Genomic DNA, 23,320 nt, shown 5'->3' with positions numbered 1-23,320 from the left:
AGAATGAATACACAACAACTGGCAAAACTGCGTTCTATCGTGCCCGAGATGCGTCGCGTCCGGCACATTCACTTTGTTGGCATCGGTGGTGCTGGCATGGGCGGTATTGCCGAAGTGTTAGCTAACGAAGGCTATCAGATCAGCGGGTCTGACCTGGCGCCAAACCCTGTTACGCAGCAGCTGGCGTCGCTTGGGGCGACTATCTATTTCAATCATCGCCCGGAAAACGTGCGCGATGCGAGCGTGGTGGTCGTGTCGAGCGCCATCTCCTCTGATAACCCGGAAATCGTGGCCGCGCACGAAGCGCGTATTCCGGTGATCCGCCGTGCGGAAATGCTGGCGGAGTTGATGCGTTTTCGACATGGCATTGCGATTGCCGGAACCCACGGCAAAACCACCACCACGGCGATGGTCTCCAGCATTTATGCGGAAGCGGGCCTCGACCCGACGTTCGTCAATGGTGGTCTGGTAAAAGCGGCAGGCGTACATGCGCGTCTCGGACACAGCCGTTATTTAATTGCCGAAGCGGATGAGAGCGATGCGTCGTTCCTGCATCTGCAGCCGATGGTCGCCATCGTCACCAATATCGAAGCCGACCATATGGATACTTACCAGGGCGACTTCGAGAACTTAAAGCAGACCTTTATTAATTTCCTGCACAACCTGCCGTTCTATGGACGCGCGGTAATGTGTGTAGACGATCCGGTGATTCGCGAGCTGTTGCCGCGCGTCGGACGTCAAATCACGACTTACGGCTTCAGCGAAGATGCTGATGTCCGCGTGGAAGATTACAAACAGCTGGGTGCTCAGGGGCATTTCACCCTGGCGCGTCAGGACAAAGAACTGCTGCATGTCACCCTGAATGCACCAGGGCGTCACAACGCCCTGAATGCCGCAGCGGCAGTGGCCGTGGCGACAGAAGAAGGCATTGATGACGAAGCCATTCTTCGTGCACTGGAAAGCTTCCAGGGAACCGGGCGTCGCTTCGACTTCCTCGGTGAATACCCGCTGGAGGCGGTGAACGGTAAACCCGGTACTGCCATGCTGGTTGATGACTACGGTCACCACCCGACGGAAGTGGACGCGACGATCAAAGCCGCGCGTGCAGGCTGGCCAGAAAAAAATCTGGTCATGATCTTCCAGCCGCACCGTTTCACGCGTACCCGTGACCTGTATGACGATTTCGCCAGCGTCCTGTCACAGGTGGATACGCTCCTGATGCTGGATGTTTATGCAGCGGGCGAAACTCCTATTCCTGGTGCAGACAGCCGTTCTTTATGTCGTACCATCCGCGGACGCGGTAAAGTAGACCCTATTTTAGTTTCCGATCCTGCTCAGGTGGCTGAAATTCTGGCCCCGGTGCTGACCGGCAACGATCTAATTCTGATTCAGGGCGCGGGAAATATCGGCAAAATCGCCCGTACATTAGCTGAAATCAAACTGAAGCCGCAAACTCAGGAGGATGAGCATCATGGCTGATAAGATTGCTGTCCTGTCTGGCGGCACATCCGCCGAGCGCGAGGTTTCCCTGAATTCAGGTGCCGCGGTACTGGCGGGCCTGCGTGAAGGGGGTGTGGATGCGCACCTGGTCGATCCGAAAGAGACTGACGTAACCCAGTTAAAGGCGATGGGCTTCGATAAAGTCTTTATCGCGTTACATGGCCGTGGTGGCGAAGACGGCACCCTTCAGGGGCTGCTGGAACTCACCGGCATGCCGTACACCGGCAGCGGTGTGATGGCCTCCGCCATTTCTATGGATAAACTGCGCAGCAAACTGCTGTGGCAGGGCGCGGGTTTACCCGTTGCCCCCTGGGTTGCCCTGACGCGTCGCGAATTTGAAATGGGCCTCTCTGATAGCGTTAATGCACGCATTGCTGAGCTGGGCTTACCGGTTATTGTAAAGCCCAGCCGCGAAGGGTCGAGCGTTGGCATGTCCAAAGTTGAGAAAGCTGAGGATTTATCTTCCGCTTTAGCCTTGGCATTTCAACATGATGAAGAAGTTCTGATTGAAAAATGGCTCAGCGGGCCGGAATTTACCGTCGCGATGCTTGGCGAAGAAATTTTACCGTCAATTCGTATCCAACCGGCCGGAACCTTCTATGATTATGAGGCGAAGTATCTCTCTGATGAGACGCAATATTTCTGCCCAAGTGGTCTTGAAGCTGAGCGTGAAACCGATTTACAGTCCCTGGTGGTTAAAGCCTGGCATGTTCTGGGTTGCCGTGGATGGGGCCGCATCGACGTGATGCTTGACAGTGATGGACAATTTTATCTGCTGGAAGCAAATACTTCTCCGGGAATGACCAGCCACAGCCTTGTGCCGATGGCAGCGCGTCAGGCGGGGATGAGCTTCTCGCAATTAGTCGTACGTATTCTGGACCAGGCGGGCTGATATGTCTCAGGCTGCATTGAACACGCGCAACCGCGATGACGAAGAAGAATACTCTTCTTCACGCCGGAGTAATGGAACGCGTCTTGCAGGTATTATTTTCCTGCTCGGGGTGCTGTGCACCGTGTTTATCAGCGGCTGGATGGTTCTGGGCTGGATGGAAGATGCGCAACGGTTGCCGCTTTCGAAGCTGGTGGTCACCGGTGAGCGTCATTACACCCGTAACGATGACATTCGCCAGACAATTCTGGCGCTGGGATCGCCTGGCACCTTTATGACGCAGGACGTCAATATTATCCAGAGTCAGATTGAACGTCTGCCATGGATAAAACAGGCGAGTGTCAGAAAGCAATGGCCTGATGAATTGAAGATTCATCTGGTTGAATATGTGCCCATTGCGCGTTGGAATGATCAGCACATGGTTGACGTAGACGGAAATTCCTTCAGCGTCCCGGCCGATCGTGTCAACAAGCAAAATTTACCGATGTTGTATGGCCCGGAAGGTAGCGAAAACGAAGTGTTACAAGGTTTTCGTGAAATGGGGCAGGTGCTGGCGAAGGACAGGTTTACGCTAAAAGATGCTGCAATGACGGCGCGCCGCTCCTGGCAACTGACGTTAACGAATGGCATTAAGCTCAACCTGGGTCGCGGGGACACAATGAAACGTCTGGCGCGATTTGTAGAACTTTACCCGGTTTTACAGCAGCAGGCACAGACTGACGGCAAACGGATAAGCTACGTTGATTTGCGCTATGACTCAGGCGCAGCAGTCGGTTGGGAGCCGGCTCCGGTCGAGGAACCTAATCAGCAACAGAATCAGGCACAGGTACAGGCAGAACAACAATGATCAAGGCGACGGACAGAAAACTGGTAGTTGGACTGGAGATTGGCACCGCGAAGGTTGCCGCTTTAGTAGGGGAAGTTCTGCCCGACGGTATGGTCAATATCATTGGCGTGGGCAGTTGCCCGTCCCGTGGTATGGATAAAGGTGGGGTTAACGATCTTGAGTCGGTGGTGAAGTGCGTACAGCGCGCCATCGATCAGGCTGAATTGATGGCAGATTGCCAGATTTCCTCTGTTTATCTGGCGCTTTCGGGTAAGCACATTAGCTGCCAGAACGAAATCGGCATGGTGCCGATTTCCGAAGAAGAAGTGACGCAGGAAGACGTTGAAAACGTTGTGCATACGGCGAAATCCGTGCGCGTTCGCGATGAGCATCGCGTGCTGCACGTGATCCCGCAGGAGTATGCGATTGACTACCAGGAAGGGATCAAAAACCCGGTCGGTCTTTCCGGCGTACGTATGCAGGCAAAAGTGCACTTGATCACATGTCACAACGATATGGCGAAGAACATTGTAAAAGCCGTTGAACGTTGTGGCCTGAAAGTTGACCAACTCATTTTCGCCGGTCTTGCAGCGAGCTATTCCGTGCTGACCGAAGATGAACGTGAACTGGGTGTCTGTGTGGTCGATATTGGTGGTGGTACAATGGACATGGCCGTGTATACCGGCGGTGCACTGCGCCACACCAAAGTGATCCCGTATGCCGGGAACGTTGTGACCAGCGATATTGCTTACGCTTTTGGTACGCCACCGAGTGATGCAGAAGCGATTAAAGTACGCCACGGCTGTGCGCTGGGGTCTATCGTTGGCAAAGATGAGAGCGTTGAAGTGCCGAGCGTGGGCGGACGTCCACCGCGCAGCCTGCAGCGCCAGACGTTGGCAGAGGTCATTGAGCCGCGTTATACCGAGCTGCTTAACTTGGTCAACGAAGAGATTTTGCAGTTACAGGAACAGCTTCGCCAGCAGGGCGTGAAACATCATCTTGCAGCGGGGATTGTATTAACCGGCGGGGCAGCGCAAATTGAAGGTCTTGCGGCCTGCGCTCAGCGCGTGTTCCATACGCAAGTGCGTATCGGTGCTCCGCTGAATATCACCGGTTTAACGGATTATGCTCAGGAGCCGTACTATTCAACGGCCGTGGGCCTGCTCCACTACGGGAAAGAATCTCATCTCAGTGGTGAAGCAGAAGTGGAAAAACGCGTCTCAGTTGGGTCGTGGGTCAAACGACTGAACAACTGGTTGCGAAAAGAGTTTTAATTTTTTTAAGAGACCGGAGAGAATTAGCGGTCTCGGGCGACAGGCACAACGGAGAGAGAAATTATGTTTGAACCTATGGAACTGACCAACGACGCGGTGATTAAAGTCATCGGCGTCGGTGGCGGCGGCGGTAACGCCGTAGAGCATATGGTGCGTGAACGCATTGAAGGTGTTGAGTTCTTTGCAGTTAACACCGATGCACAGGCACTGCGTAAGACGGCTGTAGGCCAGACTATCCAGATCGGCGGTGGCATCACCAAAGGGCTGGGCGCTGGGGCTAACCCGGAAGTCGGTCGTAATGCGGCTGAAGAAGATCGTGAGGCCCTGCGTGCTGCACTGGAAGGTGCGGACATGGTCTTTATCGCAGCGGGTATGGGTGGCGGTACGGGTACCGGCGCAGCACCTGTTGTGGCTGAAGTAGCGAAAGATTTAGGTATCCTGACCGTTGCTGTTGTGACCAAGCCTTTCAACTTTGAAGGCAAGAAGCGTATGGCTTTCGCGGAGCAGGGTATCACTGAACTGTCCAAGCACGTGGACTCGTTGATTACCATCCCGAACGACAAACTGTTGAAAGTTCTGGGTCGCGGCATCTCTCTGCTGGACGCTTTTGGCGCAGCCAACGACGTGCTGAAAGGCGCGGTGCAGGGTATCGCTGAACTGATTACCCGTCCTGGTCTGATGAACGTTGACTTTGCAGACGTTCGTACCGTGATGTCCGAAATGGGCTACGCGATGATGGGCTCTGGCGTGGCAAGCGGTGAAGACCGTGCAGAAGAAGCGGCTGAAATGGCTATCTCTTCTCCACTGCTGGAAGATATCGACCTGTCTGGTGCGCGCGGCGTGCTGGTCAACATTACCGCTGGCTTCGACCTGCGTCTGGATGAGTTTGAAACCGTGGGTAACACTATCCGTGCGTTCGCCTCTGACAACGCTACCGTGGTAATCGGTACTTCCCTTGACCCGGAAATGAACGACGAGCTGCGTGTTACTGTTGTTGCTACCGGTATCGGTATGGACAAGCGTCCTGAGATCACCCTGGTGACCAACAAACAGACTCAGCAGCCGGTTATGGATCGTTACCAGCAGCACGGTATGTCTCCTCTGACTCAGGAGCAGAAACCGGCCGCGAAAGTGGTTAACGACCCCACTCCGCAAACGGCGAAAGAGCCAGATTATCTGGATATCCCGGCGTTCCTGCGCAAGCAAGCTGACTAAGAATTGGCTGGAATTTGGGGATTTTCGCTCTTTGTGCTAAACTGGCCCACCGTCAGTGATATACACTTTCGGTTGGATAGTTAATTTGGCGAGATTATACGATGATCAAACAAAGGACACTTAAACGTATCGTTCAGGCGACTGGTGTCGGTTTACATACCGGCAAGAAAGTCACACTGACGTTACGCCCTGCGCCGGCCAATACCGGGGTCATCTATCGTCGCACCGACTTGAATCCACCGGTAGACTTTCCGGCCGATGCCAAATCTGTGCGTGATACTATGCTCTGTACTTGTCTGGTGAACGAGCATGACGTGCGGATTTCTACCGTAGAGCACCTGAACGCCGCCCTGGCGGGTCTGGGTATCGACAACATTATGGTTGAAGTCGATGCGCCAGAAATCCCGATCATGGATGGTAGTGCTGCTCCGTTCGTCTATCTGTTGCTGGATGCCGGCATCGAAGAACTGAACTGCGCGAAAAAATTTGTTCGTATCAAAGAGACCGTTCGCGTCGAAGATGGCGACAAATGGGCTGAATTCAAACCGTACAATGGTTTCTCGTTGGACTTTACCATCGATTTTAACCATCCGGCGATTGATGCCAGCACCCAACGCTATGCGATGAACTTCTCTGCTGATGCGTTTATGCGCCAGATCAGCCGTGCCCGTACGTTTGGCTTCATGCGTGATATCGAATATCTGCAGTCCCGCGGCCTGTGCCTGGGCGGCAGCTTCGATTGTGCCATCGTTGTTGACGATTATCGCGTACTGAACGAAGACGGTCTGCGTTTTGAAGATGAATTCGTTCGTCACAAAATGCTGGATGCTATCGGCGACCTGTTTATGTGTGGTCACAACATCATTGGTGCATTTACCGCGTTTAAATCCGGTCATGCACTGAACAACAAACTGTTGCAGGCAGTCCTGGCAAAACAGGAAGCCTGGGAATATGTGACCTTTGAAGACGAAGCTGAGCTGCCGCTGGCCTTCAAAGCACCAAACACGGTACTGGCGTAACGGTTAAAGCCGTTTCGTAAAAAATCGACTGGTTAACCTGGTACTCTCTCCGACCAGGGAGACCAGTCGTTTTTATTTTTACCCCTCTTCATTTATTTGCCCCAGCGTCACTTCTCGTTTGCCCGGTGCAGAAAATCTGTGCGTTAGCTGCATTCTTGACCGTTTTTCCCCGCAGCAATACGTCATTCCTGCTGCTGTGTATTGGCTTTAGTGGTAATATCTGGGCGCTTAAAAGAATAATTGAATTCAGCCTGTTGAAGGCTGGCTTAATGTGGTGGAGCAATTGAGCGGAATACTGACGCGCTGGCGACAATTTGGCAGACGTTACTTCTGGCCGCATCTCTTATTAGGGATGGTCGCGGCGAGTTTCGGCTTGCCTGCGCTCAGCAACAGTGCGGAAGCGGCGACGCCGACGAAGACCTCCACAACCAAACACGATCTCAACACGCGGGTTAATTTTACTAACCTGGCGTGGCTTGAAGCCAATCGCCGCCCGAATTTCTCGGTGGATTACTGGCACCAGCATGCGATCCGTACCGTTATTCGCCATCTGTCATTTGCGATGGCTCCGCAGGCACTGCCTGTTGCTGAAGAGACGCTGCCGGTACAGGCGCAGCATCTTGCTCTGCTGGACACGCTTAACGCGCTGCTTACGCAGGACAGTCAGCCACCCGTCATGGTGCGTCAGACCACACAAATCACGCACGTTCCTCCTGCGACCTTCTCCGTTTCGACATGGATTAGCCAGGTTCACGGCATCCGCGCCGGGCCTCAACGCCTCAGCTAAATTAACCTTTTTTCAATACCTTAATTTATCTGCCCAACCTGGGGCGTTTGAGAATTTATTATGCTAATCAAATTGTTAACAAAAGTTTTTGGTAGTCGTAACGATCGTACCCTGCGCCGTATGCGCAAAGCTGTTACCGTCATCAATGGCATGGAGCCGGCGATGGAGAAGCTCTCTGATGACGAGCTGAAAGCGAAAACCGTAGAATTCCGCGCGCGTCTTGAAAAAGGCGAAACGCTGGAAAGCCTGATCCCGGAAGCCTTCGCCGTTGTGCGTGAGGCCAGTAAACGTGTGTTTGGCATGCGTCACTTCGACGTTCAGCTGCTGGGTGGTATGGTGCTTAACGAGCGCTGCATCGCGGAAATGCGTACCGGTGAAGGTAAAACCCTGACCGCAACGTTGCCCGCCTACCTGAACGCACTGACCGGTAAAGGCGTTCACGTCGTTACCGTCAACGACTATCTGGCACAGCGTGATGCCGAAAACAACCGTCCCCTGTTTGAATTCCTGGGCATGACCGTTGGCATCAACATGTCCGGTCTGCCGGCACCCGCCAAACGTGAAGCCTATAACGCGGATATCACCTACGGTACCAACAACGAATACGGCTTCGACTACCTGCGTGACAACATGGCGTTTAGCCCTGAAGAGCGCGTGCAGCGTAAATTGCACTATGCGCTGGTGGATGAGGTGGACTCCATCCTGATCGATGAAGCGCGTACCCCGCTGATCATCTCCGGCCCGGCCGAAGACAGCTCCGAGATGTACCGTAAAGTCGATAAAATCATTCCGCACCTGCTGCGTCAGGAGAAAGAAGATTCCGACACCTTCCAGGGTGAAGGCCACTTCTCTGTCGATGAAAAAGCGCGCCAGGTGAACCTGACCGAACGCGGTCTGGTGAAAATTGAAGAGCTGCTGGTGGCTGAAGGCATCATGGAAGAGGGCGAGTCTCTGTACTCTCCGACGAACATTATGCTGATGCACCACGTCACTGCCGCGTTGCGTGCCCACGCGCTGTTCACCCGCGATGTCGACTACATCGTGAAAGACGGTGAAGTTATCATCGTTGATGAGCACACCGGCCGTACCATGCAGGGTCGTCGCTGGTCTGACGGTCTGCACCAGGCCGTTGAGGCCAAAGAAGGCGTTGATATTCAAAATGAAAACCAGACGCTGGCCTCTATTACCTTCCAGAACTACTTCCGTTTGTACGAGAAGCTGGCGGGGATGACCGGTACTGCAGATACCGAAGCATTTGAATTCAGCTCCATCTACAAACTGGATACCGTGGTCGTTCCAACCAACCGTCCAATGATCCGTAAGGATATGCCGGACCTGGTGTACATGACCGAAGCGGAAAAAATTCAGGCAATCATTGAAGATATTCGCGATCGTACCGCTAATGGCCAGCCGGTGCTGGTGGGGACAATCTCCATCGAGAAATCCGAAGTGGTTTCCAATGAGTTGACCAAAGCGGGCATCAAACACAACGTTCTGAACGCCAAATTCCACGCCAAAGAGGCGGATATCGTTGCGCAGGCGGGTTACCCGGCAGCGGTAACAATCGCCACCAACATGGCGGGTCGTGGTACCGACATTATGCTGGGTGGTAGCTGGCAGGCAGAGATTGCCGAGCTGGAAAACCCAACGCCGGAGCAGATTGCTCAGATTAAAGCGGACTGGCAGGTACGCCATGACGCGGTGCTGGCATCCGGTGGTTTGCATATCATTGGTACCGAACGTCACGAATCTCGTCGTATCGATAACCAGCTGCGCGGCCGTGCGGGTCGTCAGGGTGATGCCGGTTCTTCCCGCTTCTACCTGTCTATGGAAGATGCGCTGATGCGTATTTTCGCCTCCGACCGTGTTTCCGGCATGATGCGTAAACTGGGTATGAAACCTGGCGAAGCCATTGAACACCCGTGGGTCACTAAAGCGATTGCTAACGCTCAGCGTAAAGTGGAAAGCCGCAACTTCGATATTCGTAAGCAGCTGCTGGAATATGATGATGTGGCCAACGACCAGCGTCGTGCCATCTATACCCAGCGTAACGAGCTGCTGGACGTGTCCGACGTGAGCGACACCATCAACAGCATTCGCGAAGACGTATTCAAAGCGACTATCGACGCGCATATTCCACCGCAGTCTCTGGAAGAAATGTGGGATATCGAAGGTCTGCAGGAACGCCTGAAAAACGACTTCGACCTCGAACTGCCAATCAAAGAGTGGCTGGACAAAGAGCCTGAGCTGCACGAAGAGACCCTGCGTGAACGTATTTTCGAAACCGCGCTGGACGTATACAAGCGTAAGGAAGAAGTCGTTGGCGCTGAGATGATGCGTCACTTTGAAAAAGGCGTGATGTTGCAAACGCTGGACTCCCTGTGGAAAGAGCACCTGGCGGCGATGGACTACCTGCGTCAGGGTATCCACCTGCGTGGTTACGCGCAGAAAGATCCGAAGCAGGAGTACAAGCGTGAATCCTTCGCCATGTTTGCGTCCATGCTGGAGTCACTGAAGTATGAAGTGATCAGCACCCTGAGCAAAGTTCAGGTACGCATGCCGGAAGAAGTGGAAGCAATGGAGCAACAGCGCCGTGAAGAAGCTGAGCGTCTGGCACAGATGCAACAGCTGAGCCACCAGACTGACGAGAGCGAAGCTGCGGCAGCGATCGCGGCCCAGACTGGCGATCGTAAAGTTGGCCGCAACGATCCGTGCCCGTGTGGTTCCGGTAAAAAATACAAGGCGTGCCACGGTCGTCTGAGCTAAATTCATAACAAAACAAAAAGGCGCAGAAATCTGCGCCTTTTTTATGGAAGTGACAATATGAAAATACTGCAAATTGCCGTCGGGATTATTCGCAACCCGCAAAACCAGTTCTTTATCACCCAGCGCGCCGCCGACGCCCATATGGCGAACAAATGGGAGTTTCCGGGCGGGAAAATCGAGTCAGGCGAAACGCCGGAACAGGCGCTGATCCGTGAGCTTCAGGAAGAAGTGGGGATCACCCCGCTTGGCGCAACGCTGTTTGACAAGCTCGAATACCAGTTTCCCGATCGTCACATTACGCTTTGGTTCTGGCTGGTGGAAAACTGGGAGGGGGATCCCTGGGGCAAAGAGGGGCAACCGGGTAACTGGGTTGAACTGCAGGCAAGCGATGCCGACAAATTCCCGCCGGCAAATGAGCCTGTGATTACCCGGTTAGTGCAGGGCGTTTAATTTACTGCTGTTCTTCACTCCAGTCATCGCTGTCCGAAAGAGTGCCTTCACTCGGAATGCGTTTCTCTTCCGCCGCCCATTCGCCCAGGTCAATTAACTGACAGCGTTTACAGCAGAATGGGCGGTATGGGCTCACTTCGCCCCAGACAACACTTTTGCCACAGGTTGGGCAGTTTACGATGGTTACGTCAGACATTGGCACTCCTTAACAACAGGCCAGTTCAAAATCGAGGCGTTCCGGCACGGTGCCATTTTCACTGTCCAGCGGCATAAAGCGAATCGCAAAACGGCTCTTATGCCCGGAGATTTGCGGGTAAAGCTGCACGTCGAGCGAAAGGTTCAGTCGCAGCAGATCGGCATCGTCCCCGTTATCCTGGTAAAAACCGTTCAGGCTGGTCTGCTTGCGGAACGGCGCAGAGTTACGGATAAGATCGAGGATCAGCGATAACGTCCGGTGCATCGGCTCCAGGCTTTCCAGCCAGATATTCACCTGCGCATCACGCTGCGTTTGCGGCATGTGCAGCCACATATGAAGCGTCGGCAGGTCAAAGCTGCAGCATCCACCGGGTATACTCAGGCGCTGGCGTACCAGGGCAATCAAGCGATCTTCACGCAAAAACTGGCCAACGCGAGGGGCAGCCATTAACGTGCTGCTACTGCTTTTTAACTGCTGACGCAGGGAATCGATACGGCTTTGATCAACACCCGGGACTTCCGCCCATGCCTGCAGTTTACGCTGCTGACGCTCAAGTTCTTTCAGTAATTCGGTGCGAACATCTCCACGCTCAATCACATCCAGCAGGTCGCCCACATTGCGGAAGAAGTGCAACGCAGTGGCGTGATCGTTGACAGGCAGGTGTTGCGAGAGTTGTTGAATAAGAAATTCGATACGCAGCCAGGTACGCATTTTTTCGTTAAGCGGATGCTCAAAAAGGATGTGAGTCGACATTATGGTTTTTCCTGTGCAACGGCCTGCGCGGCGAAGGTCAAATACTGCGCGTGCAGACGGGCAACATCCGATGCAATGGCATCTGGTGCGCCGTTATTATCAATAACATCATCCGCAACGGCCAGGCGCTGATCGCGCGTGGCCTGAGCGGCAAGAATTTGTTCGGCATGTTCGCGCGAGACGCGATCGCGCGTCATGGTTCGCTGGATTTGCGTTTCGGGAAGGACATCAATGACCAGAACCCGATCGGCTTTCTTCTGCAGCTGATTTTCTACCAGCAACGGAACTACCCACAGCACATACGGTGAGCGGGCGGCGGCAATCTGACGCTGGGTTTCCTGGTGGATAATGGGGTGGAGCAGGGCATTAAGCCAGACCTTTTCCGCAGAATCGGAAAAAATGCATTCGCGAAGCTGCCGGCGATTTAGCGTGCCGTCTGCATTGATGATGGCCGGACCAAAATGTTCTTCAATAGCCTTTAACGCGGGTGTATTCGGTTCTACCACCTGACGGGCAATGATATCGGCATCGATAATCGCGATACCCAGGCGAGCGAAAGCGTCCGCAACGGTACTTTTGCCACTACCGATGCCGCCGGTTAATGCGACGGTATACCCCATTAAATCAAATCCTGGGAATTATTCATTATTAAAATCAGTTGGTTGAAATTCAAACGTGTGCCAGCCAATGTTTAGCTCTCTTTACCGGCTTTTTACCAGGTAAATTTATAGGATTGTAGCGTAAAAAAAGAGAATTTCGCAGTCTTGCGGAGCAGGTATTAGTGCGTATGATAACGTCACTGGAGTTGTGCTTTTAACATATTTGCCTCTAACCCCAGGAATCCGCACATGCGTATCGAAGAAGATCTGAAGTTAGGTTTCAAAGACGTTCTTATCCGCCCTAAACGCTCTACACTGAAAAGTCGCTCAGACGTTGAACTCGAACGTCAATTCACCTTTAAACATTCCGGTCAGACCTGGTCTGGCGTGCCGATCATCGCTGCCAATATGGATACCGTGGGAACCTTCGAGATGGCAACCGCGCTGGCACAGTTCGACATCCTCACGGCAGTTCACAAACACTACAGCCCTGAAGAGTGGAACGCCTTTGTGGCATCCGCTTCTGCTGAGGTCGTGAAGCATGTGATGGTCTCTACCGGAACCTCAGATGCCGATTTCGAAAAGACCAAACAAATCCTCAAGAGTAACCCCGCGCTGAACTTCGTCTGTATTGATGTAGCGAATGGTTATTCCGAACACTTCGTGCAGTTCGTGAGCAAGGCGCGTGAAGCCTGGCCGAACAAAACCATCATTGCGGGTAACGTAGTGACCGGCGAGATGTGTGAGGAGCTGATCCTCTCTGGCGCAGATATCGTCAAAGTGGGCATTGGCCCGGGTTCCGTGTGCACCACGCGTGTCAAAACCGGTGTCGGTTATCCGCAGCTTTCTGCGGTTATTGAATGTGCCGATGCTGCGCACGGCCTGGGCGGCCAGATCATCAGTGACGGCGGTTGTACTACCCCGGGTGATGTCGCGAAAGCTTTCGGCGGCGGCGCAGACTTCGTGATGCTTGGCGGTATGCTGGCAGGTCACGAAGAGAGCGGCGGTACCGTGGTGGAAGAGAACGGTGAGAAATTTATGCTGTTCTACGGTATGAGCTCTGAATCGGCGATGACCCGTCACGTGGGTGGCGTTGCAAAATACCGTGCGGCAGAAGGCAAAACCGTGAAGCTGCCGCTGCGCGGCCCGGTTGAGAATACCGCGCGTGATATTCTTGGTGGCCTGCGTTCGGCCTGCACCTATGTGGGGGCATCCCGCCTGAAAGAGTTGACGAAACGCACGACCTTTATCCGCGTTCAGGAACAGGAAAACCGCGTTTTCAATAGCCTGTAATCGCGTAAGCTGGCGCACATCCGTGTGCCAGCGTTATCCCGCACTCATCGCATCCCCGAGATGGAAGATAGGCAGATACATTGCCACCACCAGCGTGCCGATAATCACACCCGTCACGATCAGCAGCACAGGCTCCAGCACTGCAGCCAGGTTATCTGCTGACTGAAAGGTTTGCTCCGTGTGGTAACGCGCCAGGTTTACCAGCATGATATCGAGCGCACCTGACGTTTCGCCGGTTCGCAATAGCTGAATACACAGCGGAGTAAAAACCGCCGCCTTTTGAAAGGATGCCCAAAGGGGATAACCCTTTTCAATGTCTTCCCGGATGGCGCGGAGTATCCCCTGCCAGTACCTGCTCTCAACCGTCTCTTCTGCACTCTCCAGACCCTTTAAAAAAGCGATGCCCGCCTGCTGCGTGAGCGACAGTACGGTAAAAATTTGCCCCAGCTTTTGTCCTTTAGCCAGCGCGCCCATGACGGGGATATGCAGCAGTACGTGTTGCCAGCGCGGATCCTGCCGCAAACCCCAGGCGATGATCATGGGAAGGAGTAGCCCCGCGAACAGCGCGAGGGCATAGGACTGTATAAACGTTGCCATTCCCATGACTATCTGTGTCAGCATCGGGAGTGGGGTATTAAACGTTTTGTAGATGGCAGCGAACTCGGGCAAGACCAGAGTGACCATGGCCAGCACCACGAGTACCGCCAGAGCCAGGATTACCATCGGGTAACGCAGTGCCTTTTTCACTTTCGCACTGAGTTGCTGCTGTGATTTTTGTTGCTGGGCAAGCTCACGGCAGCACGTCTCCAGCTTCCCGGTTAGCTCGCCGGTCTTCACCATCGACACATACAGTGGGCTAAATACCGCGGGCCAGCGCTTCAGCGCCTCAGAAAAAGGGCATCCTTCACTCAGCTCATCGGCAAGGCTTTGCAGGAGTGCCTGCCAGGGCGTTATCGGATGCTGGTCCGCCAGCATCTGCAGGCTGTCAGACAGTGTCAGGCCCGCCTGCAAAAGCGTGGCGAGCTGGTGAAATACCTCGTAGCGGTGATATGGTCGCCAGCGATACCTCTGCGTGCAGCGGGTGATTGTCAGAGGATGTAGCGCTTTGCGCATCAGCCTGTCGAAAGCCGCATTCCGGTCAGTTGCCCACAGAGCCCCGCTTCGGGGCTCTCCTTCAACGGATAGCGCACGCCAGCGCCAGAGGTGATTAGCAGCCATCGGGCATTCCCAGGATACGCAGCAACTCTTCGAGCGTGGTCAGTCCCTGTTCAACAGCCATACAGCCATGTTCGAAAAGGGATGTCATTCCTGCCTGACGGGCGCTGGCCTCAATCACCTCTGACCCCGCTCCGCTGGCAATGGCCTGCCGGAGTGTCTGGTCAATGACGAGCACTTCAAAAATGGCGACGCGACCATAAAAACCGTGATAACAGCGCTCACAGCCGGTGGGTTGCCAGCGCGGTAGCGGCCGGGGCCAAACGGAGCGAGGCAGTTCTGCCCGCTTGTCGGTTTCCTGGCGGCAATGGGGGCATAAACGGCGCACCAGTCGCTGGGCGATGACCAGCGAGAGGGCGGAAGAGATCATCCATCGCGCCACCCCCATCTGCTGCAGGCGGATCAGGGTTTCCGCCGTCGAGTTGGTGTGTAGCGTCGACAACACCAGATGCCCGGTTTGTGCGGCATTAATGGCAATCTCTGCCGTTTCGCCATCACGAATTTCGCCGACCATAATGATGTCAGGATCCTGACGTAGCAGCGCTCTCAGCACCGTCTGGAAGATGAGGCCCGCACGCGGGTTTATCTGCGTCTGGTTTAATCCTGCAAGCGGGATCTCTATCGGGTCTTCCACGCTGCAGATGTTCACATCCGGCGTGTTTCGAGCCTGCAGCGCGCTGTACAGCGTCACGGTTTTACCGCTGCCGGTGGGGCCGGTAACCAGAATCAGCCCCTGCGGCTGGTGGAGCACTTCGCTAAAGCCGGCCAGCTGTTTAGCATTCATCCCCAACGTTTCCGGCTCAAGAGATTGCTGAACCTGATGCAGCAGGCGCAGTACAATTTTTTCACCCCCACTGCAGGGAAGTGTGGCGATGCGAAATGAGACCGGCTCGTTTGCCAGCTCAATCGTAAACTGACCGTCCTGCGGTAAGCGGCGCTCCGCAATATCGAGGTTACCCAGCACTTTTAACCGGGCGCTGAGCATGGTGGCCAGCGCGGCTGAAAGTGGGGGCTGCGGGCAAAGCACGCCGTCGATGCGCAGGCGAATCTGGCAAGTCTGTTCCATCGGTTCAATATGAATATCAGAAGCGCGTTGGTTTATCGCCTGCTGAAGCGTGTGGTTAAGAATATCCACCGCTGAGTGTGTCGGCGTAACGACGGGCAGATGCGTTTGTGTGGTTAACTGCCGGTGCTTTTCCATGCGCTCGGCGCTCCAGCACTCGATATCAATCCGTTTCTGGGTAGCGAAACGCAGGGCTTCCATCAGTTCAGGGCCGGGGTTTCCCACGACGGCAATGCTAATCATGTCGCTATCGCTGCTCAGCAGAAGGGCATGATGACGCAGACAAAGTGCGACAAGCTGATCGGTATTCATCATCCGCTCCTCAGTGGGTGTCGAAGCGGAAAACGTCTTCACAGGCCTGCTTGAGCGCGCTGTCGGTACCGATGTTGCAGTCACGCGTCCACCCCGTCATGCCGTTGCCATCACTCCATTGTGGCGTCATGACCACCTCCAGCCCGTTAAGGCTCTCCTGGCCGGTTAAGGTCACGACACCTTTCGCCACGTTCATGCCTGAAACGTAGCGGGTAGTGGTGGGGGACGGGATGCCATTACTGCCTCCGTCACAGCTCTCCACGCCGCCGTGATCCAGGGCGCAAAGCTCAATGGCGGTGCGGTAGGGAATGAAGGTTTGCAGCATATCGGTCAACGCTGCTTTTCGCAGGTAGTTCTGGTACGCGGGAACGCCGATGGCGCTCAGAATGGCAATAATGCCGATCACCACCATCAGCTCAATGAGTGTGAATCCTTGTTGTCTGTCCATGTCTGCTCCTTACGTTAAGTAGGGCTACTCTGGCAGTGAGACAGCGCAGAAACGAGGGGCAAAAAAAGGAACGTGAAGGGGCTTTCAGGGAATTCGTGACGTGTTGCAGGGTAGGGCAATGGTTTTGCGAGCGGGAGTGAATTTCCCCTCTCCGCAACGAGAGGGGAGGGTCATTATTTGAAGCGCATCGAGAGGTCGAGGGCGCGAACGTGCTTGGTCAGCGCCCCAACGGAGATAAAATCAACGCCGGTCTCGGCGAATTCACGGATCGTATCAAACGTCACGTTGCCGGATACTTCAAGCTGGGCTTTGCCGTTGGTCAGTTTTACTGCCTCGCGCATCTGCCCGGTTTCGAAGTTATCAAGCATGATGATATCGGCGCCGGCCTTGATAGCCTGCTCCAGCTCCTCCAGGTTTTCGACTTCCACTTCGACGGGCACATCCGGATGCAGCCAGAAGGCTTTTTCGACCGCCTGACGCACGGATCCTGAGGCAATGATATGGTTCTCTTTAATCAGGAACGCGTCAGACAACCCCAGACGATGGTTTGCACCGCCGCCACAGAGCACCGCGTATTTCAACGCAGTGCGCAGACCCGGTAGCGTTTTGCGGGTATCCAGCAACTGCGTGCGGGTACCCGCCAGCAGGTCAACGTAGCGACGCACTTCGCTTGCCACACCGGACAACGTCTGCACGAAGTTCAGCGCGGTTCGTTCGCCGGTCAGCAGTACACGGGAAGGTCCATCAAGTTCGAACAGCGGCTGATTTGCCGTAATCGCATCACCGTCGTCGACATGCCAGGTGATCTGCACCTCATCGCCTGCCAGTTGGGTAAAGACCTCTTCAACCCAACGCTTACCGCAAAAAATACCCTCTTCGCGCGTAATAATGACCGCATGTGAGCGAGTCTCTTTTGGCAATAATTGTGCGGTAATATCCCTGTCGGCGCTGACGTCACCGCCCAGATCTTCTTTCAGGGCATGGGCAACGCTTGCCGGAATATCCATATTAATACGTTCCAGAAGCGCTTCACGTCGGTTGTCGGGGTTGTAACGGCGAGGCGGCATGATAAAACTCCAAATTGGTAACGAATCATAATATTGAAACATGCTACTCTGAACCGAGTAACAGCACCATACATAAGGAGTTCCAGCATGTTGTTAGAAAACGGATGGCTGGTGGATGCGCGGCATGTGCCCTCGCCGCACCACGACTGCCGCCCGGAGGATGAAAAGCCCACACTGCTGGTTGTTCATAATATCAGTCTCCCGCCGGGTGAGTTTGGCGGCCCGTGGATCGACGCGTTATTCACGGGGACCCTGGATCCTGATGCCCATCCTTTCTTTGCTGAGATTGCGCATCTGCGCGTGTCGGCTCACTGTCTGATCCGTCGCGACGGCGAAGTGGTTCAGTACGTCCCTTTTGATAAGCGCGCCTGGCATGCCGGCGTGTCGATGTACCAGGGACGCGAACGCTGCAATGATTTTTCCATCGGGATTGAGCTGGAAGGCACTGACACCACCCCCTACACCGATTCACAGTATCAACAGTTGGTGGCTGTAACCCAAACGCTGATCGGGCTCTATCCCGCAATAGCCGGGAATATTACTGGACACAGCGATATTGCTCCGGCGAGAAAAACCGATCCCGGCCCGGCTTTTGACTGGCCCCGGTTTCGCGCCTTGCTTACCGCGTCGTCAGAATAAGGAGATAACATGACGTTGTTTACCATGCTGCTGGTTATCATCGCTGAACGCCTGTTCAAACTCGGCGAGCACTGGCATCTGGATCACCGGCTGGAGGTGCTTTTCCGCCGGATTAAACATTTTTCCATGCTGCGCACGCTGCTGATGACCGCTGGCGTGATGGTTATAACGTTTTTACTGCTGCGTTCGCTTTACGGCCTCTTTTTCAACGTACCGCTGCTGGTGGTGTGGATCCTGCTCGGCGTGCTCTGTATTGGCGCGGGCAAGGTGCGTATGCACTACCACGCCTATCTGAAAGCCGCATCCCGTGACGATGCCCATGCGCGGGGCGCCATGGCGAGTGAGCTGACGATGATCCACGGCGTGCCGCCGGATTGCGATGAGCGTGAATTTTTGCGCGAACTGCAAAATGCGCTGCTGTGGATCAACTTCCGTTACTACCTGGCACCGCTGTTCTGGTTTGTGGTGGGCGGTCCGTGGGGGCCGGTACTGCTGATGGGCTATGCGTTTCTGCGCGCCTGGCAGACCTGGCTTGCCCGTTACCTTACCCCGCATGAACGTTTATTGTCGGGTATCGATGCCATTCTGCATGTGCTGGACTGGCTCCCGGTACGTCTGGTGGGCGTCGTTTATGCGTTAATTGGCCACGGTGAAAAAGCGCTGCCGGCATGGTTTGCTTCGCTTGCCGACCGTCACACGTCTCAGTATCAGGTGTTAACACGTCTGGCGCAGTTCTCGCTGGCGCGTGAGCCGCATACCGACAAGATTGAAACGCCGAAAGCGGCCGTCTCCATGGCGAAGAAAACGTCATTTGTGGTGGTCGTGGTCGTGGCGTTGCTGACCATTTACGGCACGCTGGTCTAAGCCAGCGCGCCGTACCGGTCAGATCGTATCAGCAGGTGGGATGCCAAAGTCAGGCATCCCGTTTTCGTCCCAGCGCACGTGTTTCAGACGCGTGTGACGATTCGGGTCATAGAGCGGGTCGCCTTCAATCTCGGTGTAGTTTCGCGCGTGGTAGACCAGCACGTCCTCTCCCTCCGGCGTTTGTGTGAAGCTGTTATGCCCGGGCCCAAACTGACGATTCTCGACGCTGGTTCGGAAAACCGGACGCGACGCTTTATGCCAGTTCGCCGGATTTTGCGGATCGGCATTCATGTCTATCCACAGTAACCCCATGCAATAGTTCTCATCCGTGGCGCTGGCGGAGTAGCTGATAAACAGCTTATCTTCGTGAAACAGCACTGCCGGACCTTCGTTGACCCAAAATCCGCGGCATTCCCAGTCATACTCCGGTTTACTGAGCATCACCGGCTCGCCTTTGAGCGTCCACGGATTCGCCATTTCGCACAGATAGAGGTTGGAGTTTCCGGCGATATCCGGGGCTTTTTGTGCCCACAAATACCAGCGTTTTCCCTGATGGACGAACGTGGTGGCGTCCAGTGCGAAGGTGTCGAACGGGGTGGTAATCTGGCCTTTCTCGATCCACGTCCCGGTGAGGGGATCGTGGTCCGCACACTCCAGCGCAAACATACGGTGCTGGAACATCCCGAGGCTGTCCAGCGCCTGGGTATGGGTGGCGGCAAAATAGATATACCACTTACCGTCAATGTGGTGCAGTTCCGGTGCCCAGATCAGCTGGCTCATCGGCCCGGTCTCCGGTTTACGCCAGACCACGACCTCTTCGGCATCGCGTAGTCCTTCCAGCGAGTCGGCGCGACAGATCTCGAGCCTGTCGTACTGCGGCACGGAGGCGATAAAGTAGTACAGCCCCTCGTGGTGCAGAATATAGGGGTCGGCACGTTGTTCAATAAACGGGTTTGGCCAGGTGTGCATTCGGCTTTCCTTATTTCGTCTCAGCGGCTTTGAGTTCCTGATAATTATTCAGCTCGCGATAATTGTTGCGACGCTTCTCGAGGTCTTCCTGGATCTGCTTCATCGTTTCGCGGTCAACCTTCAGCAGACGTACCACGCCTGCGGTAATGAGATACCCGACGCCCGGAATCACGGTAAACAGCAATACAATGCCGTTGATGGCATCCGGACTTTGCGCTTTCGCCCCCGCGTCATAACCGTACCAGGAGAGCAGGAAACCAACCATCGCACCGGCAATCGCCAGCCCCAGTTTGAGGAAGAAGATGTTACCGGAGAAGCTGATCCCGGTGATGCGCTTACCGGTTTTCCACTCACCGTAGTCATCGACGTCGGCCATCAGCGACCAGTGCAGCGGAGACGGGATCTGGTGCAGGATGTTCAGCAGGAAGTAGAGCACCACAATGGTGACAGTGGCTTTCGGATCGAAGAAATAGAAGGCGCAGGAGAAAATCGCCAGCACGATGTTGGTCCAGAAGAACACTTTCAGCTTACACCAGCGGTCGGTGAGGACTTTCGCCAGCATACTGCCGAGCATCATGCCAACCACGCCCAGGCTGATAAACAGCGTGGCGAAATGGGTACTCTGGCCCATAACCCAGGTCACGTAGTACATCGTGGCCGCCATGCGGATAAAGCCCGGACACACGTTGCACAGGGTCAGCAGCAGAATGCGCACCCACTGGTCGTTCTTCCACACGTCCTTCAGGTCGTTTTTCAGTTCGTCATGAGTCTGTACCGCCGGGCGTACACGCTCGCGAACGGTATAGAAGCAGAACAGGAACATACCGGTACCAATCAGCGCCAGCACGGTCATTGCCATCTGGTAGCCTTTGGCTTTGTTGTCGCCACCAAACCAGTCGGCCATCGGTAACAGCGTCAGCGACAGCAGCAGCGTGGCGATACCTACCAGCACAAAGCGATAGGACTGGCAGGCAACACGTTCCTGCGGATCGTTGGTAATCACGCCGCCTAACGAGCAGTAAGGAATGTTGATTGCCGTATAGGTTAAAGAGAGCAGGAAATAAGTGACGAAGGCATAGATAACTTTGCTGTTGTAGCTCCACTCTGGTGTGGTGAACATCAGGATGCTGAACAGCGCATAGGGAAAGGCAATCCACAGCAGCCATGGACGAAACCGGCCATATTTACTGCGGGTACGGTCGGCGATGGCCCCCATAATCGGATCCGTTACGGCATCAATTACGCGGACAGACAGCAGCAGTACGCCGACCAGTGCAGGTGCCAGGCCAAAAATATCGGTATAAAAATAATTAACAAACAACATGATGGCGCCAAAGATGATGTTGCAACCTGCATCGCCCATCCCATAGCCGATCTTTTCTTTTACTGACAGTTTAGCGTTATCCATAGACTGCTCTCCGGGTTACGGTATGGAGAGAATTATTTGCTGGCAAACGAATATATGCGTTGCAGTATCAGGGCGGTGATATGGATAAATGCGCTGTTGGCGTGAAACTGTGAGGGAGGTAACAACACGCGGTACCTGCAAAACGCAGATACCGCGGGGGAGACTTACTGAGCTTTCAGGGCGTTGCGGCTTTTCTGGCTGAACAGATAGCCGATGCCAAGAACGGCAACCCAGACTGGGATCAGGTATACCGAGATTGCCATACCCGGGGTCAGCAGCATGATGACCAGCACTCCCGCCATAAACAACAGGCAGATCCAGTTGCCCAGCGGATAGAGCAGGGCAGGGAAGCGAGTCTTCACGCCCTGCTGATGCTTGGCACGGCGGAACTTGATGTGTGCCAGGCTGATCATCGCCCAGTTGATAACCAGGGCAGAGACCACCAGCGCCATCAGCAGGCCAAACGCCGATTCCGGGGCCAGATAGTTAATCAGGACACACAGCGCCGTTACGATCGCCGAAACGATGATGGTGTTCACCGGAACGCCACGCTTATCGACGTTGAGCAGCATCTTCGGCGCGTTACCCTGCTGGGCCAGGCCGAACAGCATACGGCTGTTGCAGTATACGCAGCTGTTATAGACCGACAGCGCCGCCGTCAGCACCACGATGTTGAGCGCATTCGCCACGACGGTATCGCCCAGCTCGTGGAAAATCAGGACAAACGGGCTGGTGTCGGCAGTAACGCGCGTCCACGGCAGCAGAGAGAGCAGAACGGCCAGTGAGCCCACATAGAAAATCAGAATACGGTAGATAACCTGGTTGGTCGCTTTCGGGATGCTCTGTTCCGGGTTGTCGGCTTCAGCTGCGGTGATGCCGACCAGCTCCAGACCGCCGAAGGAGAACATAATGATTGCCATCATCATCACGAGGCCCGTCATGCCGTGAGGCAGGAAGCCGCCCTGTTCCCAGAGGTTGCGTACCGTGGCCTGCGGGCCACCGTTGCCGCTAAACAGCAGCCAGCCGCCAAAGATGATCATCGCCACGACGGCAACCACTTTGATGATGGCAAACCAGAATTCCATCTCACCGAAGACTTTAACGTTGGTGAGGTTGATGGCGTTAATAATGACGAAGAAGGCTGCAGCAGAAGCCCAGGTGGGGATCTCCGGGTACCAGAACTGAATGTATTTCCCGACGGCGGTCAGTTCAGCCATGGCAACCAGAACGTACAACACCCAGTAGTTCCAGCCTGACGCGAAACCGGCGAAACTGCCCCAGTACTTATAGGCAAAGTGGCTGAAAGAGCCCGCAACCGGCTCTTCAACGACCATTTCACCTAACTGGCGCATAATCAGAAAAGCGATAAAACCGGCAATGGCGTAACCCAAAATAATGCCGGGACCGGCAGACTGGATAACGGATGCACTTCCCAGAAACAGTCCAGTGCCAATAGCACCGCCCAGTGCGATTAGCTGTATATGGCGGTTCTTCAGACCGCGCTTTAGCTGATCGCCGTGCTGTTGAGCTTCCATTTGAAACCTCGTGTGTGGTTGTTATGTTCACGCGACGCGTGTGTAATTATGAATATCCGTTTTCTGTATTTATTTCTTTACAGTCAATGAGACCGAAAAAAGCGGAGATGTCTTCCGTAAGCGCCAGAATAGTGGTAAGCGCCAGCGAATGCACCTGCTTTATGACGGGGCGATGACGAGTTGAATAAAAAGAAAGCATTTGTAAATCACCCCGCTAACCCTTCATACCCCAA

Annotated in this window: 22 protein-coding genes; 12 read left to right on the top strand and 10 right to left on the bottom strand. The window is 54.6% G+C overall.

What is annotated here, in order from left to right; genetic code table 11:
- Window positions 1–3: 3 nt before the first annotated feature.
- The 9 genes from murC to mutT all read left to right on the top strand — a co-directional run bounded on the left by murC (window position 4) and on the right by mutT (window position 10,726).
- Window positions 4–1,479, top strand: coding sequence for a UDP-N-acetylmuramate--L-alanine ligase (gene murC, locus BJ887_RS12155; protein ID WP_014168630.1), 1,476 nt, complete (start codon window positions 4–6; stop codon window positions 1,477–1,479).
- Window positions 1,472–2,392: a D-alanine--D-alanine ligase gene (locus BJ887_RS12150; RefSeq protein ID WP_020882578.1), complete on the top strand. Its 921-nt coding sequence runs from the start codon at window positions 1,472–1,474 to the stop codon at window positions 2,390–2,392. Before murC ends, BJ887_RS12150 begins: the two co-directional genes overlap by 8 nt.
- Window position 2,393: 1 nt before the next feature.
- On the top strand, window positions 2,394–3,236 hold the full coding sequence (gene ftsQ, locus BJ887_RS12145; protein WP_014168632.1) for a cell division protein FtsQ: 843 nt from the start codon (window positions 2,394–2,396) through the stop codon (window positions 3,234–3,236).
- Window positions 3,233–4,489 (top strand): cell division protein FtsA, encoded by a 1,257-nt coding sequence (gene ftsA / locus BJ887_RS12140; RefSeq protein ID WP_006173845.1) that lies wholly within the window; start codon window positions 3,233–3,235, stop codon window positions 4,487–4,489. Before ftsQ ends, ftsA begins: the two co-directional genes overlap by 4 nt.
- Window positions 4,490–4,552: 63 nt before the next feature.
- Window positions 4,553–5,704, top strand: coding sequence for a cell division protein FtsZ (ftsZ, locus tag BJ887_RS12135; RefSeq protein ID WP_008501978.1), 1,152 nt, complete (start codon window positions 4,553–4,555; stop codon window positions 5,702–5,704).
- A 101-nt stretch (window positions 5,705–5,805) separates the two neighbouring features.
- The gene (gene lpxC, locus BJ887_RS12130; protein ID WP_014168633.1) at window positions 5,806–6,723 is read left to right on the top strand and encodes a UDP-3-O-acyl-N-acetylglucosamine deacetylase; all 918 of its coding nucleotides are present in this window, start codon (window positions 5,806–5,808) and stop codon (window positions 6,721–6,723) included.
- Between the two features lie 283 nt (window positions 6,724–7,006).
- On the top strand, window positions 7,007–7,510 hold the full coding sequence (gene secM, locus BJ887_RS12125) for a secA translation cis-regulator SecM (protein WP_229216841.1): 504 nt from the start codon (window positions 7,007–7,009) through the stop codon (window positions 7,508–7,510).
- Between the two features lie 60 nt (window positions 7,511–7,570).
- The gene (secA, locus tag BJ887_RS12120; RefSeq protein WP_014168636.1) at window positions 7,571–10,276 is read left to right on the top strand and encodes a preprotein translocase subunit SecA; all 2,706 of its coding nucleotides are present in this window, start codon (window positions 7,571–7,573) and stop codon (window positions 10,274–10,276) included.
- Between the two features lie 57 nt (window positions 10,277–10,333).
- On the top strand, window positions 10,334–10,726 hold the full coding sequence (gene mutT, locus BJ887_RS12115) for an 8-oxo-dGTP diphosphatase MutT (protein WP_014168637.1): 393 nt from the start codon (window positions 10,334–10,336) through the stop codon (window positions 10,724–10,726).
- A 1-nt stretch (window position 10,727) separates the two neighbouring features.
- On the opposite strand, the gene yacG is transcribed toward mutT, so the two are convergent.
- Genes yacG through coaE form a run of 3 tightly spaced genes read right to left on the bottom strand, consistent with a single transcriptional unit; the run spans window position 10,728 to window position 12,295 of the window.
- The gene (yacG, locus tag BJ887_RS12110; RefSeq protein ID WP_020882580.1) at window positions 10,728–10,922 is read right to left on the bottom strand and encodes a DNA gyrase inhibitor YacG; all 195 of its coding nucleotides are present in this window, start codon (window positions 10,920–10,922) and stop codon (window positions 10,728–10,730) included.
- A gap of 9 nt (window positions 10,923–10,931) precedes the next feature.
- Window positions 10,932–11,675 (bottom strand): cell division protein ZapD, encoded by a 744-nt coding sequence (gene zapD, locus BJ887_RS12105; RefSeq protein WP_014168639.1) that lies wholly within the window; start codon window positions 11,673–11,675, stop codon window positions 10,932–10,934.
- Window positions 11,675–12,295, bottom strand: a complete 621-nt coding sequence (gene coaE, locus BJ887_RS12100; protein ID WP_014168640.1) for a dephospho-CoA kinase — start codon at window positions 12,293–12,295, stop codon at window positions 11,675–11,677. The genes zapD and coaE overlap by 1 nt, the downstream gene beginning before the upstream one ends.
- 228 nt (window positions 12,296–12,523) lie before the next feature.
- Here coaE and BJ887_RS12095 point away from each other — a divergent pair, with 228 nt between their 5' ends.
- The gene (locus tag BJ887_RS12095) at window positions 12,524–13,567 is read left to right on the top strand and encodes a GMP reductase (protein ID WP_014168641.1); all 1,044 of its coding nucleotides are present in this window, start codon (window positions 12,524–12,526) and stop codon (window positions 13,565–13,567) included.
- 33 nt (window positions 13,568–13,600) lie between these two features.
- Here the strand turns inward: BJ887_RS12095 and hofC are convergent, their stop codons facing one another.
- The 4 genes from hofC to nadC all read right to left on the bottom strand — a co-directional run bounded on the left by hofC (window position 13,601) and on the right by nadC (window position 17,672).
- A complete protein-coding gene (gene hofC, locus BJ887_RS12090; protein WP_032681663.1) occupies window positions 13,601–14,785 on the bottom strand; it encodes a protein transport protein HofC in 1,185 nt (394 codons plus the stop codon).
- A complete protein-coding gene (gspE, locus tag BJ887_RS12085) occupies window positions 14,775–16,157 on the bottom strand; it encodes a type II secretion system protein GspE (protein ID WP_121339912.1) in 1,383 nt (460 codons plus the stop codon). Before gspE ends, hofC begins: the two co-directional genes overlap by 11 nt.
- A gap of 10 nt (window positions 16,158–16,167) precedes the next feature.
- The gene (gene ppdD, locus BJ887_RS12080; RefSeq protein ID WP_014168644.1) at window positions 16,168–16,605 is read right to left on the bottom strand and encodes a prepilin peptidase-dependent pilin; all 438 of its coding nucleotides are present in this window, start codon (window positions 16,603–16,605) and stop codon (window positions 16,168–16,170) included.
- 173 nt (window positions 16,606–16,778) lie between these two features.
- Entirely contained in the window at window positions 16,779–17,672 is an 894-nt protein-coding gene (gene nadC / locus BJ887_RS12075) for a carboxylating nicotinate-nucleotide diphosphorylase (RefSeq protein ID WP_032679628.1), read from the bottom strand.
- An 87-nt stretch (window positions 17,673–17,759) separates the two neighbouring features.
- Here nadC and ampD point away from each other — a divergent pair, with 87 nt between their 5' ends.
- Window positions 17,760–18,311 carry a 1,6-anhydro-N-acetylmuramyl-L-alanine amidase AmpD gene (ampD, locus tag BJ887_RS12070; protein WP_032681656.1) on the top strand — a complete coding sequence of 184 codons (552 nt, stop codon included), beginning with the start codon at window positions 17,760–17,762 and terminating at the stop codon, window positions 18,309–18,311.
- A 9-nt stretch (window positions 18,312–18,320) separates the two neighbouring features.
- A complete protein-coding gene (gene ampE, locus BJ887_RS12065) occupies window positions 18,321–19,175 on the top strand; it encodes a beta-lactamase regulator AmpE (RefSeq protein WP_025205391.1) in 855 nt (284 codons plus the stop codon).
- 18 nt (window positions 19,176–19,193) lie between these two features.
- On the opposite strand, the gene BJ887_RS12060 is transcribed toward ampE, so the two are convergent.
- The 3 genes from BJ887_RS12060 to aroP form a co-directional block, all read right to left on the bottom strand.
- Complete coding sequence (locus BJ887_RS12060) at window positions 19,194–20,144, bottom strand: family 43 glycosylhydrolase (protein WP_121339911.1); 951 nt, start codon at window positions 20,142–20,144, stop codon at window positions 19,194–19,196.
- 10 nt (window positions 20,145–20,154) lie between these two features.
- The gene (locus BJ887_RS12055) at window positions 20,155–21,552 is read right to left on the bottom strand and encodes a glycoside-pentoside-hexuronide (GPH):cation symporter (protein WP_014168649.1); all 1,398 of its coding nucleotides are present in this window, start codon (window positions 21,550–21,552) and stop codon (window positions 20,155–20,157) included.
- 164 nt (window positions 21,553–21,716) lie between these two features.
- Window positions 21,717–23,087 (bottom strand): aromatic amino acid transporter AroP, encoded by a 1,371-nt coding sequence (gene aroP / locus BJ887_RS12050; RefSeq protein WP_121339910.1) that lies wholly within the window; start codon window positions 23,085–23,087, stop codon window positions 21,717–21,719.
- Between the last annotated feature and the right edge of the window lie 233 nt (window positions 23,088–23,320).

The organism is Enterobacter sp. WPR_3_1 (assembly GCF_003635055.1).
Lineage (GTDB): Bacteria > Pseudomonadota > Gammaproteobacteria > Enterobacterales > Enterobacteriaceae > Enterobacter > Enterobacter ludwigii.
The sequence above is the reverse complement of the archived record's forward strand: the minus strand, read 5'-3'. Positions and strand labels throughout refer to the sequence as shown.

Bases quoted from the DNA above. Each gene is read 5' to 3' on its own strand.
- zapD (WP_014168639.1), bottom strand. From the start codon at position 11,675: ATGTCGACTCACATCCTTTTTGAGCATCCGCTTAACGAAAAAATGCGT.
- ftsZ (WP_008501978.1), top strand. From the start codon at position 4,553: ATGTTTGAACCTATGGAACTGACCAACGACGCGGTGATTAAAGTCATC.
- BJ887_RS12060 (WP_121339911.1), bottom strand. From the start codon at position 20,144: ATGCACACCTGGCCAAACCCGTTTATTGAACAACGTGCCGACCCCTAT.
- BJ887_RS12150 (WP_020882578.1), top strand. From the start codon at position 1,472: ATGGCTGATAAGATTGCTGTCCTGTCTGGCGGCACATCCGCCGAGCGC.
- ftsA (WP_006173845.1), top strand. From the start codon at position 3,233: ATGATCAAGGCGACGGACAGAAAACTGGTAGTTGGACTGGAGATTGGC.
- mutT (WP_014168637.1), top strand. From the start codon at position 10,334: ATGAAAATACTGCAAATTGCCGTCGGGATTATTCGCAACCCGCAAAAC.
- hofC (WP_032681663.1), bottom strand. From the start codon at position 14,785: ATGGCTGCTAATCACCTCTGGCGCTGGCGTGCGCTATCCGTTGAAGGA.
- ppdD (WP_014168644.1), bottom strand. From the start codon at position 16,605: ATGGACAGACAACAAGGATTCACACTCATTGAGCTGATGGTGGTGATC.
- ftsQ (WP_014168632.1), top strand. From the start codon at position 2,394: ATGTCTCAGGCTGCATTGAACACGCGCAACCGCGATGACGAAGAAGAA.
- BJ887_RS12095 (WP_014168641.1), top strand. From the start codon at position 12,524: ATGCGTATCGAAGAAGATCTGAAGTTAGGTTTCAAAGACGTTCTTATC.
- lpxC (WP_014168633.1), top strand. From the start codon at position 5,806: ATGATCAAACAAAGGACACTTAAACGTATCGTTCAGGCGACTGGTGTC.
- ampE (WP_025205391.1), top strand. From the start codon at position 18,321: ATGACGTTGTTTACCATGCTGCTGGTTATCATCGCTGAACGCCTGTTC.
- ampD (WP_032681656.1), top strand. From the start codon at position 17,760: ATGTTGTTAGAAAACGGATGGCTGGTGGATGCGCGGCATGTGCCCTCG.
- gspE (WP_121339912.1), bottom strand. From the start codon at position 16,157: ATGAATACCGATCAGCTTGTCGCACTTTGTCTGCGTCATCATGCCCTT.
- nadC (WP_032679628.1), bottom strand. From the start codon at position 17,672: ATGCCGCCTCGCCGTTACAACCCCGACAACCGACGTGAAGCGCTTCTG.
- BJ887_RS12055 (WP_014168649.1), bottom strand. From the start codon at position 21,552: ATGGATAACGCTAAACTGTCAGTAAAAGAAAAGATCGGCTATGGGATG.
- coaE (WP_014168640.1), bottom strand. From the start codon at position 12,295: ATGGGGTATACCGTCGCATTAACCGGCGGCATCGGTAGTGGCAAAAGT.
- yacG (WP_020882580.1), bottom strand. From the start codon at position 10,922: ATGTCTGACGTAACCATCGTAAACTGCCCAACCTGTGGCAAAAGTGTT.
- aroP (WP_121339910.1), bottom strand. From the start codon at position 23,087: ATGGAAGCTCAACAGCACGGCGATCAGCTAAAGCGCGGTCTGAAGAAC.
- murC (WP_014168630.1), top strand. From the start codon at position 4: ATGAATACACAACAACTGGCAAAACTGCGTTCTATCGTGCCCGAGATG.
- secA (WP_014168636.1), top strand. From the start codon at position 7,571: ATGCTAATCAAATTGTTAACAAAAGTTTTTGGTAGTCGTAACGATCGT.